This window comes from Bacillus sp. EB600, from assembly GCF_024494385.1.
Taxonomy (GTDB): Bacteria; Bacillota; Bacilli; order Bacillales; family Cytobacillaceae; genus JAEVLT01.
The window spans coordinates 1-14,445 of record NZ_JAEVLT010000062.1 but is presented as its reverse complement, the minus strand read 5'-3'; the positions used below and the strand labels follow the sequence as shown (position 1 = coordinate 14,445).

At 37.9% G+C, this 14,445-nt stretch carries 17 protein-coding genes and 1 pseudogene; 12 read left to right on the top strand and 6 right to left on the bottom strand.

The features are described from left to right. Positions 1 to 457: 457 nt before the first annotated feature. Positions 458 to 925: a redoxin domain-containing protein gene (locus JN080_RS27320; RefSeq protein ID WP_256239110.1), complete on the top strand. Its 468-nt coding sequence runs from the start codon at positions 458 to 460 to the stop codon at positions 923 to 925. Positions 926 to 1,215: 290 nt separating this feature from the next. Here JN080_RS27320 and JN080_RS30080 read toward each other — a convergent pair. Further along, positions 1,216 to 1,355, bottom strand: a pseudogene (locus tag JN080_RS30080) (amidohydrolase); the annotation flags it as partial. Positions 1,356 to 1,435: 80 nt separating this feature from the next. Continuing rightward, entirely contained in the window at positions 1,436 to 2,860 is a 1,425-nt protein-coding gene (locus JN080_RS27310; protein WP_256239108.1) for an MFS transporter, read from the bottom strand. 259 nt (positions 2,861 to 3,119) lie between these two features. Here JN080_RS27310 and JN080_RS27305 point away from each other — a divergent pair, with 259 nt between their 5' ends. Further along, positions 3,120 to 3,512: a VOC family protein gene (locus JN080_RS27305; RefSeq protein ID WP_256239107.1), complete on the top strand. Its 393-nt coding sequence runs from the start codon at positions 3,120 to 3,122 to the stop codon at positions 3,510 to 3,512. A 191-nt stretch (positions 3,513 to 3,703) separates the two neighbouring features. Here JN080_RS27305 and JN080_RS27300 read toward each other — a convergent pair whose 3' ends face one another. Beyond that, positions 3,704 to 3,913, bottom strand: coding sequence for a hypothetical protein (locus JN080_RS27300; protein WP_256239106.1), 210 nt, complete (start codon positions 3,911 to 3,913; stop codon positions 3,704 to 3,706). 335 nt (positions 3,914 to 4,248) lie between these two features. Between JN080_RS27300 and JN080_RS27295 the strand changes: the two genes are divergently transcribed. The 3 genes from JN080_RS27295 to JN080_RS27285 all read left to right on the top strand — a co-directional run bounded on the left by JN080_RS27295 (position 4,249) and on the right by JN080_RS27285 (position 6,148). Further along, entirely contained in the window at positions 4,249 to 5,175 is a 927-nt protein-coding gene (locus tag JN080_RS27295) for an alpha/beta hydrolase family protein (protein WP_256239105.1), read from the top strand. Positions 5,176 to 5,238: 63 nt separating this feature from the next. After that, the gene (locus JN080_RS27290) at positions 5,239 to 5,514 is read left to right on the top strand and encodes an autorepressor SdpR family transcription factor (RefSeq protein WP_256239104.1); all 276 of its coding nucleotides are present in this window, start codon (positions 5,239 to 5,241) and stop codon (positions 5,512 to 5,514) included. Then, a complete protein-coding gene (locus JN080_RS27285) occupies positions 5,501 to 6,148 on the top strand; it encodes an SdpI family protein (RefSeq protein ID WP_256239103.1) in 648 nt (215 codons plus the stop codon). Before JN080_RS27290 ends, JN080_RS27285 begins: the two co-directional genes overlap by 14 nt. A gap of 314 nt (positions 6,149 to 6,462) precedes the next feature. Here the strand turns inward: JN080_RS27285 and JN080_RS27280 are convergent, their stop codons facing one another. Further along, entirely contained in the window at positions 6,463 to 6,633 is a 171-nt protein-coding gene (locus JN080_RS27280) for a CsbD family protein (protein WP_256239102.1), read from the bottom strand. A gap of 193 nt (positions 6,634 to 6,826) precedes the next feature. On the opposite strand from JN080_RS27280, the gene JN080_RS27275 reads away from it, so the two are divergent. The 3 genes from JN080_RS27275 to JN080_RS27265 all read left to right on the top strand — a co-directional run bounded on the left by JN080_RS27275 (position 6,827) and on the right by JN080_RS27265 (position 10,235). Then, positions 6,827 to 7,240: a hypothetical protein gene (locus JN080_RS27275; RefSeq protein ID WP_256239101.1), complete on the top strand. Its 414-nt coding sequence runs from the start codon at positions 6,827 to 6,829 to the stop codon at positions 7,238 to 7,240. Between the two features lie 55 nt (positions 7,241 to 7,295). After that, the gene (locus JN080_RS27270) at positions 7,296 to 8,801 is read left to right on the top strand and encodes a mechanosensitive ion channel (RefSeq protein ID WP_256239100.1); all 1,506 of its coding nucleotides are present in this window, start codon (positions 7,296 to 7,298) and stop codon (positions 8,799 to 8,801) included. Between the two features lie 147 nt (positions 8,802 to 8,948). Then, positions 8,949 to 10,235, top strand: a complete 1,287-nt coding sequence (locus tag JN080_RS27265) for a hemolysin family protein (protein ID WP_256239099.1) — start codon at positions 8,949 to 8,951, stop codon at positions 10,233 to 10,235. A 47-nt stretch (positions 10,236 to 10,282) separates the two neighbouring features. On the opposite strand, the gene JN080_RS27260 is transcribed toward JN080_RS27265, so the two are convergent. Both JN080_RS27260 and JN080_RS27255 read right to left on the bottom strand, forming a co-directional pair. Continuing rightward, complete coding sequence (locus JN080_RS27260) at positions 10,283 to 11,011, bottom strand: hypothetical protein (RefSeq protein ID WP_256239098.1); 729 nt, start codon at positions 11,009 to 11,011, stop codon at positions 10,283 to 10,285. Between the two features lie 66 nt (positions 11,012 to 11,077). Then, positions 11,078 to 11,350: a hypothetical protein gene (locus JN080_RS27255; protein ID WP_256239097.1), complete on the bottom strand. Its 273-nt coding sequence runs from the start codon at positions 11,348 to 11,350 to the stop codon at positions 11,078 to 11,080. A 158-nt stretch (positions 11,351 to 11,508) separates the two neighbouring features. On the opposite strand from JN080_RS27255, the gene JN080_RS27250 reads away from it, so the two are divergent. The 4 genes from JN080_RS27250 to JN080_RS27235 all read left to right on the top strand — a co-directional run. Further along, positions 11,509 to 12,450 (top strand): magnesium transporter CorA family protein, encoded by a 942-nt coding sequence (locus JN080_RS27250; RefSeq protein ID WP_256239096.1) that lies wholly within the window; start codon positions 11,509 to 11,511, stop codon positions 12,448 to 12,450. 295 nt (positions 12,451 to 12,745) lie between these two features. Continuing rightward, positions 12,746 to 13,186 (top strand): KGG domain-containing protein, encoded by a 441-nt coding sequence (locus JN080_RS27245; RefSeq protein WP_256239095.1) that lies wholly within the window; start codon positions 12,746 to 12,748, stop codon positions 13,184 to 13,186. Between the two features lie 60 nt (positions 13,187 to 13,246). Continuing rightward, the gene (locus JN080_RS27240) at positions 13,247 to 13,396 is read left to right on the top strand and encodes a general stress protein B (protein WP_256239094.1); all 150 of its coding nucleotides are present in this window, start codon (positions 13,247 to 13,249) and stop codon (positions 13,394 to 13,396) included. A 398-nt stretch (positions 13,397 to 13,794) separates the two neighbouring features. Then, positions 13,795 to 14,445 (top strand): STAS domain-containing protein (locus tag JN080_RS27235; RefSeq protein WP_256239093.1); only part of this gene is annotated, 651 nt, incomplete at its 3' end.

Genomic DNA, 14,445 nt, shown 5'->3' with positions numbered 1-14,445 from the left:
CTTCTCAGCGCCGATGGTAGTTGGGACGCAAGTCCCTGTGAGAGTAGGACGCTGCCAGGCAAGGATTAACAAACTTAATTATTATTAGGTTTGTTTTTTTTATTTTTTTTAGATGAAATGTGGAAATCTAAGTATCTTTTCACTCATGATTAGCTCCTAATTTCATTCGAATTTGGTAAATTTGATTTTAAGGCACACCCAAATAAACCTATCCATTTTATTCTTTTTGGTCAGTATTGGAAAGACCTCATTTTTATATAATGATTAACCGGTCCATATGTATAGGCGAGGCTATCCATTTTCCGACGATTGCTACTTTGGTGACGGTCAAGACATCAGAAAAAGCGGTCAAATCGTGTTTAAAGATAAAGGCCATTCTTAAGACTGCTTCATCTGGATAATCAACCTTAAAATGGAGACAATACATAGCATATGAACTAAGAGAGGAGGAATTAAAATGGACGAAACACTGAAAGTTGGCGATCTTGCTCCTGAATTTTCTTTGCCGGCAACAACTGTTGAAAAGATTGCTTTATCCGATTTTCACGGGAAGAAGAATATTGTCACTGCTTTTTATGGGATGGATTTTACTCCGGGCTGAATTAAGGAAATTGCCTCTTGGAAAGAGGACTATAAACGTTTTGAGCAGTTGGATGCAGAAGTACTTGCAATTAGTGTCGACCACATCCATTCCCACCGAGTTTTTGCTGCCAGTATGGGGACGCTCCCGTATCCCCTATTATCGGATTGGCATAAGCAATCGGTAAAGGATTATAAAGTGTTTAATGCTAAAGGAGAGACAGCCATTCGGTCAGTTTTTGTGGTGAATAAAGAAGGGGTTATTACTTATTTAAACACTTCTTTTAAAGCTGACAAAAAAGAGGATTATGAAGCTGTGTTTACTGAGCTTGAAAAATTAGTTTAATCAATATGAAAATTCCACATCACTTGTGGAATTTTCTTGCCATCTTTACGGATAATATTGTTTTGTGAATGCTCCTTCCTTAACACCCATCAGGTAGGATAGTAATATTTGGTGCATGTATACAGGGAGGGTAGCAGGTATTACACTTCTATTTCCAGTATGTTTTGGTGAGTAAGATTTATTAACCTTCGCATTCATTGAATCTCTTTGTTTGGCCGATCATTTGGTTTGACTTAGGTGGAATGACTCATCAAAAGATGAAGCCAACGTAACTTTTGATAAGTTTCTTTAAAAGGATTTAAACGGCGGCTAATAATCGTTTGTACGGCTGTAACAAAAGGTGAACTGGCGATTATATCATTTGCCATATGGGGGGAAGAGCCATGCACGACCCCGCCACCCCTAGAATCCCTAATTTAAAATAGGATTTATCGAAAAGCACTGTGGTATCCAACAAAGCCAACTGGAATCATTGGGAGTAAATGAAGCACATAAATATTATCAAGGTCGTCAAGTGCCCCCGAGTTTTGGAGTGGGGTTCCCCGTCGGTTGAGGTGCTTTTTTGCCACTTTTTCTTCCTGGAATAAACACCATAACGGAAAGTAAGGAAAGGACCGCAAAGATGACGTTTGTGATAATTCCCGCTGATGCTGCAGCTTCCAAGCTTCCAACTGATTGAATCGCACTATATACAGCCGCTGAAATGGCCACACCGAATGATCCTCCGAGGGAACTTGCCATTTTATATAGCCCGGAAGCTTCCCCAATTTTATTAGAAGGTGCACTCGAAACCGCAGTATCTGTAGATGGGGTTGCGTAAATTCCAAGTCCGATGCCGAAAACTGCAAATCCAATGAAAACAACAACCGTATAGATTACACCAGGTAAGAACGTTAATCCCATAACTGCTACGCCAATTGTCGTTAAGATCGCACCCCAAATCATTGGTGTTTTTGCGCCGGATCGTTGTAATATTTTCTCACCTACGCGAATCATCGCTAATACTGCCACTAAATAGCCAAGTGATAACATGCCTGATTGAAATGCTGTAAATCCGCGTCCGACTTGAACATACGTATTGGCAATCACAAGCGTTCCGGCAACAGCATTTAATAAGAAGTTAGAAAAAGTTGCCCCTGCGTATGGTTTATTTTTAAACAAGGAGAAATCAATAAGAGCATGTTCCCTCTTTTTCTCCACTTTAATGAAAGTAAATAAGCCAATTAGAAAGACAACAGCAAGACCTAAAGTTATTGGGCTTGTCCAGCCAAAATCTTTTCCGCGTGTGATGACAAGATTTAAACAAAGCATCGTGACGATAAAGATCGCTAATCCTCCAAAGTCAAACTTGAATGCACCTGACTCTTCGCCCTTGCTTTCTGGAGTATCTTTAATCAGCCACATGGAAAGAATGGCAAAAACAATTGAAAAAATGAAAATCCATTTCCAGCCCATATAGGTTGCAATAGCACCCCCGGCAAATGAACAAACTCCAGAACCACCCCAAGAACCAATGGACCAATAGCTCAAGGCACGCTGACGCTCAGCTCCTTCAAAATACTCTTTCATTAACGCAATCGTTGCAGGCATGATACATGCAGCTGAAAGACCTTGAATGACACGTCCAATGATCAATAACACTGCCCCATTTGCAAGGATTAAACAGAGCGAACCAATCACACTTAAAATTAAACCTAAATACGTAATTTTCTTCCGTCCAACCTTATCAGCAATCCCGCCAGCAGCAACGATAAACATCCCTGAGAATAATGCAGTCAAACTAATGCCTACATTCAGCATCCCTAATGAAATGCCTAAATCCTTTTGAACCGCAGGAACGACGTTAACCATTGCCTGAGCAAACAGCCAAAACGTAATAACACCAAACACAATCCCGGTAATCATTTTATTGGTCCCTTTATACCCTGACTCCATGGTGAACCTCCTATATGTTATAGTTGTTAACCGTTTTTTTAGAATGAATCCTACAATATAGTATTTGAATAGACATCTTTTCTATTCAATTTCAGTGATACCTATTGCTATTTTGTGCTTTGTAATTGTTGTGGTCATTAGACTAGGGACACACTAAATAGTGAAGTATTATAGTTGGAGGGGACCTTAATGGAAAGAAGATTTGATAAGAAGTTTAAGGACACGCAGCCAAATTTGACATATATGGGAGTGGTAGAAATTGATTAAAGGGATTAATCACAAAGCATTTCATGTGTTAGATATGGAACGTTCATTGGATTTTTATTGTAATAAGCTCGGTTTTAAGAAAGCGTTTGAATTGAATCAAACAAATGGTGAACCATGGATTGTATATGTGAAGGTGGCAGATGGGTGTTTCCTTGAATTGTTTTACGGGGGTGCCGAGGGTGTAAGAGACAGAGCGGAACATATTTGTTTTGAGGTGGATGACATCCAAGAAACGGCAGATCAATTAAAGAAAAAGGGAGTAACATTAGAACAGGAAATATCTCAAGGAATTGCTTTGAATTACCAATTCTGGGTAATAGATCCCGATGGAAATTGGCTGGAGTTTATGGAAATGCACCCAGATTCACCACATATGAGAAGCTAAAAAGGTAAGAACTATTGGGACCTAAAAATTCATTTCATACTGCTATTTGTATACATTTTATAAACTTTAAGGTATTAAAATCTTGGATATTAGCTATGTAAGAATTAATTAAGCAATAACAATTAAAAAATGATTTCCAATTGGAAATCATACATTAGGAGCTTATTTACTTAAAAAGGGTTCAAATCTCATCATTTCGGACGTACTGCTGCTTGTAATGGGACAGCAAATTGTATAGGAGCTGATAGAGGAACTAATGTAGTTCCAACTGTAGTATATCCAACAGGTTGGGTTCGCTGTTTATGTCCAGCTCCACAGCCAATTTGCAAAACTCCGCCATTGACCATCGAACCAATTTTCAAATAACGCATATCAAATGTTTGTTGCAGATGTTTATCCATTTCAATCACCTCATATTAATATATGCTCAAGAGTAAGGTTCAATTCTTATAATATGTCGTACTACGAACAGAAGGTACCCCCACTGAAAACCTAACGGTTCCTGTTCAGTAGGGGCCTGCCGATGTTGAGAAATTTGACGGAAATGTAAAAAGCCTACTAATTGAAAATTACTTGGCAGAGAAGATGCTACCACTGTGAAGGTTTGTTTGGGAAGGGATAAATTATTTTTCATGATTATGTTCCGCCTGAAATTAATGTGTTATTCTATATTTAGATAATTAACTAAATACTAAATAGAGTATAGGATGAATGAACTTTTTAGGAGGGAATTTGAATGGCTGATGAAAAAATTGTTATTGGTACTGATACAATGTATCCGCTTAATGGTGTATTAACCATTCCTAATCAAACGCATGAGCTGTTTCCAGCGGTTGTTTTGGTTCATGGCTCCGGTCCAAGTAATATGGATGAAAAAATCGGCGATAATGCTCCTTTTAAAGACCTTGCTGAAGGTTTGTCAGAAAAAGGAATTGCCGTGCTCCGTTATGACAAGAGGACATTTGTTTATGGGAAAGTGATGAAAAACGATACCAGACTTTCGGTTAGAGAGGAGACAATTGAAGATGCCCTCCTCGCAGCTGAATTTTTACGGAAAGATGCACGAATGGATGCAAGTAAAATATTTATTATTGGACATAGTATGGGCGGGATGTTAGCACCAAGGATTGATGGAGAAGGTGGAAATTTCACCGGAATCATTATTATGGCAGGTTCTCCGCGTAAATTAGAGGAAATTTTGATGGACCAAAATAACGAAGTTTTAAACTCCTTGAATAAAATTTTGAAAATAATCGCCAGGAAACAAATAGCTTCCATATCATCTAAGTTTGACAACCTTTATAACCTTAGCGATGAAGAAGCAAAATCAACCACAGTATTGGGGAAATACACTAGGGCCTACTATTTTAAAGAAATGGGTGAACATCCATCCGTTGATTATCTTAATGGATTGGATAAACCAGTTTTCATTTTACAAGGAGAAAAAGATTTCCAAATATCCATAGAAAAAGATTTTAATGGTTACAAAAAGTTATTGGGTGATAGGCCGAATGTAACCTTTAAGCTTTATCCGAATTTGAATCATTTATTTATGCCTTCTGTTTATGGAGAGATACTAAAAGCAAAAAAAGAGTATAAGGTTGCCCAACATGTTGATCAACAGGTTATTGATGACATTTCTGACTGGATTTTTTCCATTTAAAACATTTTTATTTAGAAAAGACACCTTTGTGATAATTAACTAAATGTTAAAGAAGGGGATAGGATGAATGACGTTTTTAAGGCGTTGGCAGACCCGACTCGAAGAAAGATTCTTGATTTGTTAAAGGAGCAAGATTTAACAGCAGGGGATATTGCTGAGCAATTTGAAATGACCAAACCATCGATTAGCAATCATTTAAAGATCTTGAAATCAGCAGGATTGGTTATGGATGAAAAAAAAGGACAGTTTATTATTTACTCCTTGAACTCCACTGTTTTGCAGGATGTCATCAAATGGTTATTAGACAAGAAAGGGGAGGGGTTTCATGAAAAAAAATAAACTATTTTATATCACGCTGATTATTTCCTTCATTCCGTTGATCGTGAATCTAATTGCCTATCCACATATGCCCGATAAGGTTCCGGTTCATTGGGGAATTACTGGTGAGCCAAATCGGTATGGGTCAAAAATGGAACAAATCATGCTGAGTGTATTGCCTCTTGTGCTGTTCTTGTTATTAAACTTTTTACCGTCCATTGATCCGAAGAAAGAATCCTATAAAAAGCATACCAGCGCATTTTCAATCATCAATTTTGTCATTATTTTATTTCTCATTATTATGAATCTGATGGGGCTGTTTAGCGCGCTTGGATATAATATGCAGTTTCAAAAAGTCCTGCCGGTGCTATTAGGAATTCTCTTCATCGTTCTCGGAAATTTCATGACCCAACTTCGTCATAACTATTTCTTCGGCTTTCGGACACCTTGGACGCTTGCATCAGAATATGTTTGGAAAAAAACACATAGATTTGGCGGATATGTTTTTGTCGTAATCGGTCTAGTACCATTATCTTCTATTATTATAGGTCCAATGGGAATGTATCTTTTCCTCGGGGCAATGGCGATCGGAATTGCACTGATATTGATTTATTCCTATTTGGTTTTCAAAAAGGAAAAACATAAGGAGGAATGATCAGAAACTGCATGTGACATTATGGAAAGCCGAAAACCACTTTCATCTACATGAATATGTAGGTGTTTTTTTCTCAAATGGTTATTGGCAGTTGTGGCGATTATATTTGCGGTGAATAGCCGATTCTTCCCCTTAATCCATTGATGGAAGAATGGGATCCGTATGGCATCTCAATTGTCCGAATTTCGCGCATAAAAACACCTCCAATGAATGTACTGGTTGTGCACATTTTTGGAGGTGTTTTCAATTTCTTAATCATGTAATTTCAGAGACATTAGCTGATTATTATTCAATTTGCAGCCATACTACAAATATTATTCAGATAATTTCTCCTTTACTTCCCCAACACCTTGCCTCCATTTACCTTTTGCTTTATCCATTTTTCCTTCTACTACCTTTGAGGGTTTATCTGTTAATTTACCCCATTGTTCTTTTGCTTCACCTTTTAGCTGATCTACACTCCCGTTTATTTTGTCTCTGTTCATTTTTAAAAGCCTCCTTGTGGTTGTTTTTCAATCTATTTGTTGATTTCCCTTTGAGGAGAATCTTTAAACCTCTGTTTCTATATAAAATGTAATTAATTATAAGATAAGTTATGTAAAAAACGTGTTTCACAGTGAAAGAAGAGTGGTAGATAAAAGATAGACATATAACTACGGTGAAAAAGGAGAGCTGACGATGACTGAAAAAGCGAAACAACAAACAGGAGATATTCAAGGCAAGTTGAAGACAGCTAACAATAGCTCGATGGCACAGGATTTTGATGAAGTAAAGAGGCTCGGCAAAGAAATGCATGTGGCGAAAACCGGCAGTGAGCTGCGGCAAGAAAATCTTTCATCGGATCCGATTCAGCAAAAGGATGCCAAAGAAGACGAAACGCTGCGGGAGTTGATTAGGTCACTGGCTGACGAGTTTACCGCTATCTGCAGCAAGCTTACGGAGGGAATAGCCATAGCACGGGACAGGGATGATAAACCGATTGCTGATCTGTTCTTTGCTATTCGAACTTCATTAGAAACGAACGGAGAGATGCTGAAAAGCCTATCTAAAAGAGTAAAGTTGGCAAGTGCAGGTCGCCATGAATCAGAGTAGTTTAAAAAGTGTTAAATATCTAGCGAAGTAGAAAAGAAGAAAAGGAGTTGGAAACATGACTTTTAACAATTTGACCACAGGATGGTATTCATACTTGCAAAGTCTGCCAAACTTAATCCTTGCCCTGCTGGTATTACTGGTTGGGTGGCTGATTGCGAAGGGCATTGGTAAAGGTGTGGAAACAGCTTTAAAGAAAACGAGCTTTGATGATCGGCTATTTTCAAACGTAGGAAAAAGAAAGTTATCAACCGATTGGATTATTGGAAAAATTGTTTACTATATTTTATTGGTATTTGTTTGGATTATCTTTTTTAATATTCTTAACCTGAGCTTTATTGCAACCCCGCTAGTTGGAATGTTATCAAGTATTACTTCTGCTATTCCTAACGTGTTAAAAGCAGCCTTAATTTTACTGCTCGCCTGGGCTGTAGCATCACTCATTCGTATGCTCATTCAAAAGGGAGCAGCCAGGTTTCATTTAGAAAGATATTTAGTCAAATGGAAGATAGCAGATAGTGAAACCGATGCTGTGATGAAAGTGGACAGGATCGCTAAAGCACTTTTTTATTTTATTCTCTTACTATTTTTACCTGGTGTGTTCGGGGCATTGCAGCTGGAGGGGATTTCTGAACCATTCGCTCAAATCCTTACTACGTTCCTTGCCTTTATACCTAAGGTATTTGCCGCGGTCTTGATTGTTTTTATTGGCTGGGTGATTGCTAAATTGGTTAGAGATGTTTTAATCAACTTTTTGAATAGTATTGGAATGGAGAAGCTCATTCAGCGTACCGGTTTAGAAAAAAATGCAGGAGAAGCTGGGCTTTCCAACATTTTTGGGAATATTGTGTTCATCCTTATCCTCATTCCAACCATCATTACAGCGTTAGAAAAATTAGATTTAAAAGGGATTTCCGATCCGGCGATTGCGATGCTTCATAATGTGGTATCACTCATTCCTAATGTGATCGTAGCGGTAAGTTTAATTTTAGTAGGAATATGGCTTGGAAAATGGGTAGAGAAAGTAGTTACGCAAATGCTATGGCGTTTAAGGTTTGATAATTTACTTCACCACATGGGAATTGGTTCCTTAAATCCTGAACAATCAAAGTATTCTCTTTCGCAGCTAGTTGGGTTGCTTGTGAAAATTTTGGTTGTTTTATTATTTACCGCTGAAGCCTTACAAATAGTAAAATTAAGGTTCTTAGTTTCACTTGCAGCCGGCGTGGTTGCTTACCTGCCATTACTGTTTGCAGCACTGGTAATCTTAGGCATTGGCCTATATTTAGGCCATTTAGTCGAACGTGTTTTACAAAATGTGTTAAAGAAGAGCTACTCACGGACACTCGCATCTATTGCAAAATATGCTATATTTTCAATCTCCGTCTTTATGGCATTAGACGAGATGGGGGTAGCCCACTCGATCGTAAATGCCGCTTTTATTCTCGTACTAGGCGGATTGGCGTTAGCATTTGGTCTTGCATTCGGCCTGGGTGGAAAGGATTTTGCCGCAAAATATTTACGGAAGCTGGACCATAAAGTAGATCCAAAACAAAAGATGTAGGAAAAGGAGTTTTGTATAACCGCCGTCCTGCTGCGTACATTGGGCACTGGGGGCTAGAATCAAAGTTTAGGAGATATAAAAGGAAAGATAGCAATCCGGAATCTGACGGATTGCTATTTTTTCAAAAAAAAGGAGGTACTCTATCTCTTGCTATTACTTAACTTACTAATCATTGCCCTATTGATCATTCTAACGGGATTCTTCGTCGCAATAGAATTTGCGATTGTAAAAGTACGGGTAACAAAAATAAATAGCTGGATATTGAAAGGGAAAAAGGGGGCGGTTTCAGCTAAAAAGGTAGTGACCCATCTTGATGAGTATCTCTCAACCTGTCAACTGGGAATCACAGTTACTTCATTAATCCTAGGATGGTTGGGAGAGCCTACGGTTGAAAAATTATTCTACCCATTGTTTGCCGCCCTATACCTGGATGAATCGATTAGTAAAATTCTATCTGTTGGTTTAGGTTTTATTTCGGTTACCTTTTTAAGTGTAGTAATAGGGGAATTAACCCCAAAAACCATTGCGATTCAAAAAGCCGAGGCGCTCATTCTATTCTTGTCTATGCCGATTATTTGGTTTAATAAAATGATGTTTCCATTCATTTGGGTTTTAAATCGTTCCGCCCGTTTTCTTGCTCATCTAGTTGGCTTTCAGCCTGCAACTGAACAGGAACTAGCTCACACTGAAGAAGAACTTCGGTTAATATTAGCGGAAAGCTATAAAAATGGACAAATTAATCAGAGTGAATTTCAATATTTAAACAATATTTTTGATTTCAATGAGCGAATGGCAAAGGAAATTATGGTGCCACGCACGGAGATTAGCAGTGTAACAATTGATGATACGATCAGGGATGTTCTGAATAGAGTAAAAACCGATAATTATACCAGATATCCAGTAATAGAAGAAGATATAGATACTATTATTGGCGTTATAAACGTAAAAGCGTTAGTGACAGCCGAAAAAGCAAATAAAGATCAAAAGATAGAATCGATTATGACTCCAGTCATCCGCGTAATCGAAACCGTCCCCATTCAGAAGCTCTTGGTAAAAATGCAAAAAGAAGGAACACATATGGCTATCCTTTTGGATGAATATGGGGGTACCTCCGGCTTAGTGACGGTGGAAGATATCATTGAGGAAATCGTTGGGGAAGTGAGAGATGAATTTGATCAGGATGAAGTAGAGGACATCCGAAAAATAAACAAAAATCATTATCTGCTTGATGCGAAAGTATTAATTAAAGATGTTAATCATCAGTTCAATATAAAATTATCCGATGAGAAAATAGACACGATTGGCGGCTGGTTTATGACGCAAAACTATGACATCAAACGGGGGGCTGAAGTCGAAGCTGAAGGGTATGTTTTCAAGGTTTATGATCTTGACGGCTATCATATTTTGTATTTAGAGGTCAAAAAGGTTTCGTAATTAAATAAAACAAAGCCAACGAAGTCGATTCAAATGGCTTTGTTTTTTTAGTATGCATTTTCCCCAAAGGGTTTAGAGTGGTGGTCCTTTAATTTCTTCTCCATAATGTGAAGATCATGGTTGAATTTTTCGTGAATAACTTGTCTAGCTCCAAATAAAAAAAGCTGATCTCCTTCATTGAATTTAGTATGATAAACATTTTTGCGAATCTTTAAATCGCCCCGTTTGATAAACAAGATGACAAAGTCCATCTGCTCATGTTCTTTTATGATTTGACCAATTGTGTGGTGAAAGAGACGGGATTCTTGATAGATATAAAGATTAAGCATGTAGTCTTCTTTATTGGTTAAAAAAACTTCCCGGACTGGTAAATCTCCCAGGTTAACATTCTGTTTCATTTTTTGGTGGAATAGCTTGGTCAACAGTCTCTGAACACAGGTGAGCTTTAAAACTACAAAGGCAAGCAGGAGGATACCGGCAACAACTAAAATATCCTTTGTGCTCATTTCATTTGATAAAAGATTACTAATGGAAGAAATAAGGACAGCAAGGGAGAAGGCTCCAAAGAGGATGAGAAAGGCAGCCAGTTTCCTTCGAACCGGATGACCTAAAATGAGTTCCGACTCCCCCGTCGTAAAGCCTGTACCTGTCATCATCGAAATAACCTGAAATCTGGAAACCTCTAATTTAAGACCGGTTAACCGGAATAAAATCACATGAATTTCGATGACCACGACAATGATAAGAAAATAGATCAGTAAAAAAAGTAGGATCATTTTTTCACCTCAACGAAAAAGGGTTCAAGAAAAATAGTTGGGGCAAAAGTCCACCCCAACCTTTTCTTATTGCATTTTTTCATTATAAAATTTTACGGAATACAAGGCTCCTTCGCTAACCATATTATTATCTTCTATATCATGGGGGTGAGGAACTCCGCCTTTTTTTATTGGAAAGTTTTTACTATTATCAAAAGGGGAAGGCTTGATTTTGCGTTTCCAGTCTCTGAATATGGTCCCAGCCTTTATTCTGTTGGGCTTAGAAGAAAACCACATGGCACACGCCCCTAATCCCGCCATGATCATAGATGAAAGAGAAAGAGGTAAGGCTTTTTTCATATCTATTCCTCCTTTTAGATTTGGAATTTCCTAGATTCCATTTTAGGTACTTCTAATTTATTCATACCCTGTTCCTTTATAGATAAACCACCTTTTACGTTTCGTTGTTTGATGAATGGGGAAATTAGATAAACAACAGTGAATAGGGGGATAAGCGTATGCTGAACGATGTTAGTCCTGAAAAATGGAAGTGGTACCAATTCAATGCGGTTAAGCTGGATCAAATCGGATCCATCATCAAAAAGGTCAGCTTTTCCAACGGATGGCTCGAACAAGTCCGGGATAATCAGGCCAATTCCTTAAGAATAAACGTACTGGATAATGGAGAAAAAGTGGTGAAAGGTTCTCTCATTTATAAGCAAAGCTTTGAAGCGGAACTGGATTATAAAATTTTTCACTTTTATGTGACGTCGGATCAGCTGATAACTGTAGATCTTAACCTGTCTTCGCTCATCCACATCCATCCTGAATTTTTTCTTTGGAGGATCGAACAGACAGAAAACGCAGTGGATGGGTTTTTACTTTTGCTCGGAGAATTGATGAATGAAATGCTGGTAGAGATTGACCAGTTTGAAGCGGAGCTAAAAAAACTTATATGGAGTATCCGTAAACGGAATGAAACAAGTATTCTTGAAAAGATATACACGCGCCGCCATGAATTGCTCATTTGGAAAAGTCTGTTAATCCCCATCAAGGAGTTGAAAATGGGAATAGAGGAAGCCGATTTTAAAGAAATCAGCATGAGTGAACTATTTACTTGTACATGCAGGCGAATTGAACGAGCTTTCGCCTTGCTTAATGAATATGAGCATGAACTGGATTCGATTATTAATTTAGAAGAAGTAATTTCCTCTCACCGCGGAAACGAAATTATGAAAACCTTAACGGTCATTACTACTATTTTCACGCCAATTATGGCATTAGGGGCGTTATGGGGAATGAACTTCAAGCATATGCCGGAATTAGAATGGAAATATGGCTACTTGTTCGCCATCATTCTCATTGTGGTCTCAACGATTCTGCTTTATGGCTATCTAAAAGTCAAAGGATGGACGGGTGATCTGTTAAAAGGAAAAAAGAAAGGTTCATTTTTTAAATAGATTGATTTTTTAAGAGTAAAAGACAAATATGACAGATTGATTAAAACAAAATAAAAGAGTTTATGATTCCTAGAACGGTGGTAAAACATAAGCAAGGTTACATTACGATAACCTGACGAACTACATTTTAGAGAAGAAGGGGGTATTTAAGGATGGAGCTTTTAAAAAAAGCACCTCAAGCTGCAGGCTATTCGAATGGTACCTCAGCTTCTATCAAAAGTGGAGAGACATAAAGTAAATGGAAGCATTTTTATTTTTCCACTCTGACAATCAAAAATTTAAGGAGGAAATTTAAATGGCTGACAAAAACATGAGCATGGAAGAAAGAGGACGTAAGGGCGGACAAGCAACTGCTGAAAAACATGATAAAGATTTTTATCAAGAAATTGGACAAAAAGGCGGGGAAGCAACCTCCGAGAATCATGATAAAGAGTTTTATCAGGAGATTGGACAAAAAGGCGGGGAAGCTACTTCCGAGAATCATGATAAAGAGTTTTATCAGGAGATTGGACAAAAAGGCGGGGAAGCTACTTCCGAGAATCATGATAAAGATTTTTATCAAAAAATTGGACAAAAAGGTGGAGAAGCAACTGCCGAAAACCATGATAAAGAGTTTTATCAGGAGATCGGCCGTAAAGGCGGAGAAGCTACTTCCGAGAATCATGATAAAGAATTCTATGAAGAAAATGGAGAAAAGGGCGGAAAATCGCGCAGCAAACAACGTGATGAAGGCTAATTTGCTTTGATGATGTTATATTTCCGGTCTGATGATCAAAAAACAAAGGAGGAAATTAAAATGGCTGACAATAAAAATAATCGAATGAACATGGAAGAAAAAGGACGTAAGGGTGGACAAGGAACTGACAAAAACCAAGATAAAGAATTCAATCAAGAAAATAAAGAAAAGGGTGGAAAATCAGGTAGCAGCCAACATAATAACGCCTAAGCAGTTCACTTAGGTCATAACACTTAACAAAAAGGAGCTTGCACAATATTGTGCAGGCTTCTTTTGTCGTCTAGGAATTTATAAAATAATAAGCTGTTGACAACTTTGGATGAAGTTAATCAACAGCTAGCTCCAGTGCCCAGCGACTAGTGTACTTCGCCCACTTCCCTACGATAAGTCAAGCACGAATGCGCAAACGCTCTTCGTGTTTCCTTTATCTCAGTCAAGTATGCTCCAGTCCATACGTCGCTTACGGGCGCTTACGCTTTTGTTCCTTGAATGAACCACTATTCATCTAGTACTAATCGTCTAGACCATTGTATAGATTTTAATAGATAGAAATATTAGTATAATAAATTTGAAAATAATGTTAAAAATAGTAGAATGGGGGAATTGGCATGGATAATCCGAAACAATTTTTGGAATACATTCAAGCAAATCGGGAACAGCTGTTAAGCGAGTGGACGGAAAAACTAAAAAGCATGGATGAACAAAAAATATCAAATATTATTTCAGACCAAGTTTATGAGAATATGTGTCATGAATATCTTAACATCTTGAATTATTACCTTATGGGTCAAGAAAAAGAGGGAATGAGCAAAATTGATGATTTTTCTCAAAGAATCGTCCAATTGGGCTGGTCGATCGGCTTCATTTTAGACAGTTTGGGGGAATTCTCCAAAATTCTATTTTATCATATGACAAACGGAGCTTCAGAAAAACAACAAATAGAATTTGGCTGGGATTATGATAGATGGATCATCCCGATTAATAAAGAAATATTAAATGAGTATGCGTCAACCTGGCAAGAGACTGTATTGCTGCAAAAAATAGCCCTTCAAGAGCTGTCAGCACCGCTAATTCCCATTTTTGATAATATTACCGTCATGCCTTTGATCGGAACGATCGATACAGAGAGAGCAAAGTATATTATGGAAAATTTATTGCAAGGAGTCGTGAAGTACCGGGCGCAAGTGGTATTAATTGATATTACAGGAGTTCCTGTCGTCGATACAATGGTGGCCCACCATATTATTCAGGCATCAGAG

Coding starts and splice junctions, on each gene's coding strand:
- JN080_RS27310 (WP_256239108.1), bottom strand. CDS start 2,860: ATGGAGTCAGGGTATAAAGGGACCAATAAAATGATTACCGGGATTGTG.
- JN080_RS27300 (WP_256239106.1), bottom strand. CDS start 3,913: ATGGATAAACATCTGCAACAAACATTTGATATGCGTTATTTGAAAATT.
- JN080_RS27295 (WP_256239105.1), top strand. CDS start 4,249: ATGGCTGATGAAAAAATTGTTATTGGTACTGATACAATGTATCCGCTT.
- JN080_RS27290 (WP_256239104.1), top strand. CDS start 5,239: ATGAATGACGTTTTTAAGGCGTTGGCAGACCCGACTCGAAGAAAGATT.
- JN080_RS27285 (WP_256239103.1), top strand. CDS start 5,501: ATGAAAAAAAATAAACTATTTTATATCACGCTGATTATTTCCTTCATT.
- JN080_RS27280 (WP_256239102.1), bottom strand. CDS start 6,633: ATGAACAGAGACAAAATAAACGGGAGTGTAGATCAGCTAAAAGGTGAA.
- JN080_RS27275 (WP_256239101.1), top strand. CDS start 6,827: ATGACTGAAAAAGCGAAACAACAAACAGGAGATATTCAAGGCAAGTTG.
- JN080_RS27270 (WP_256239100.1), top strand. CDS start 7,296: ATGACTTTTAACAATTTGACCACAGGATGGTATTCATACTTGCAAAGT.
- JN080_RS27260 (WP_256239098.1), bottom strand. CDS start 11,011: ATGATCCTACTTTTTTTACTGATCTATTTTCTTATCATTGTCGTGGTC.
- JN080_RS27255 (WP_256239097.1), bottom strand. CDS start 11,350: ATGAAAAAAGCCTTACCTCTTTCTCTTTCATCTATGATCATGGCGGGA.
- JN080_RS27250 (WP_256239096.1), top strand. CDS start 11,509: ATGCTGAACGATGTTAGTCCTGAAAAATGGAAGTGGTACCAATTCAAT.
- JN080_RS27245 (WP_256239095.1), top strand. CDS start 12,746: ATGGCTGACAAAAACATGAGCATGGAAGAAAGAGGACGTAAGGGCGGA.
- JN080_RS27240 (WP_256239094.1), top strand. CDS start 13,247: ATGGCTGACAATAAAAATAATCGAATGAACATGGAAGAAAAAGGACGT.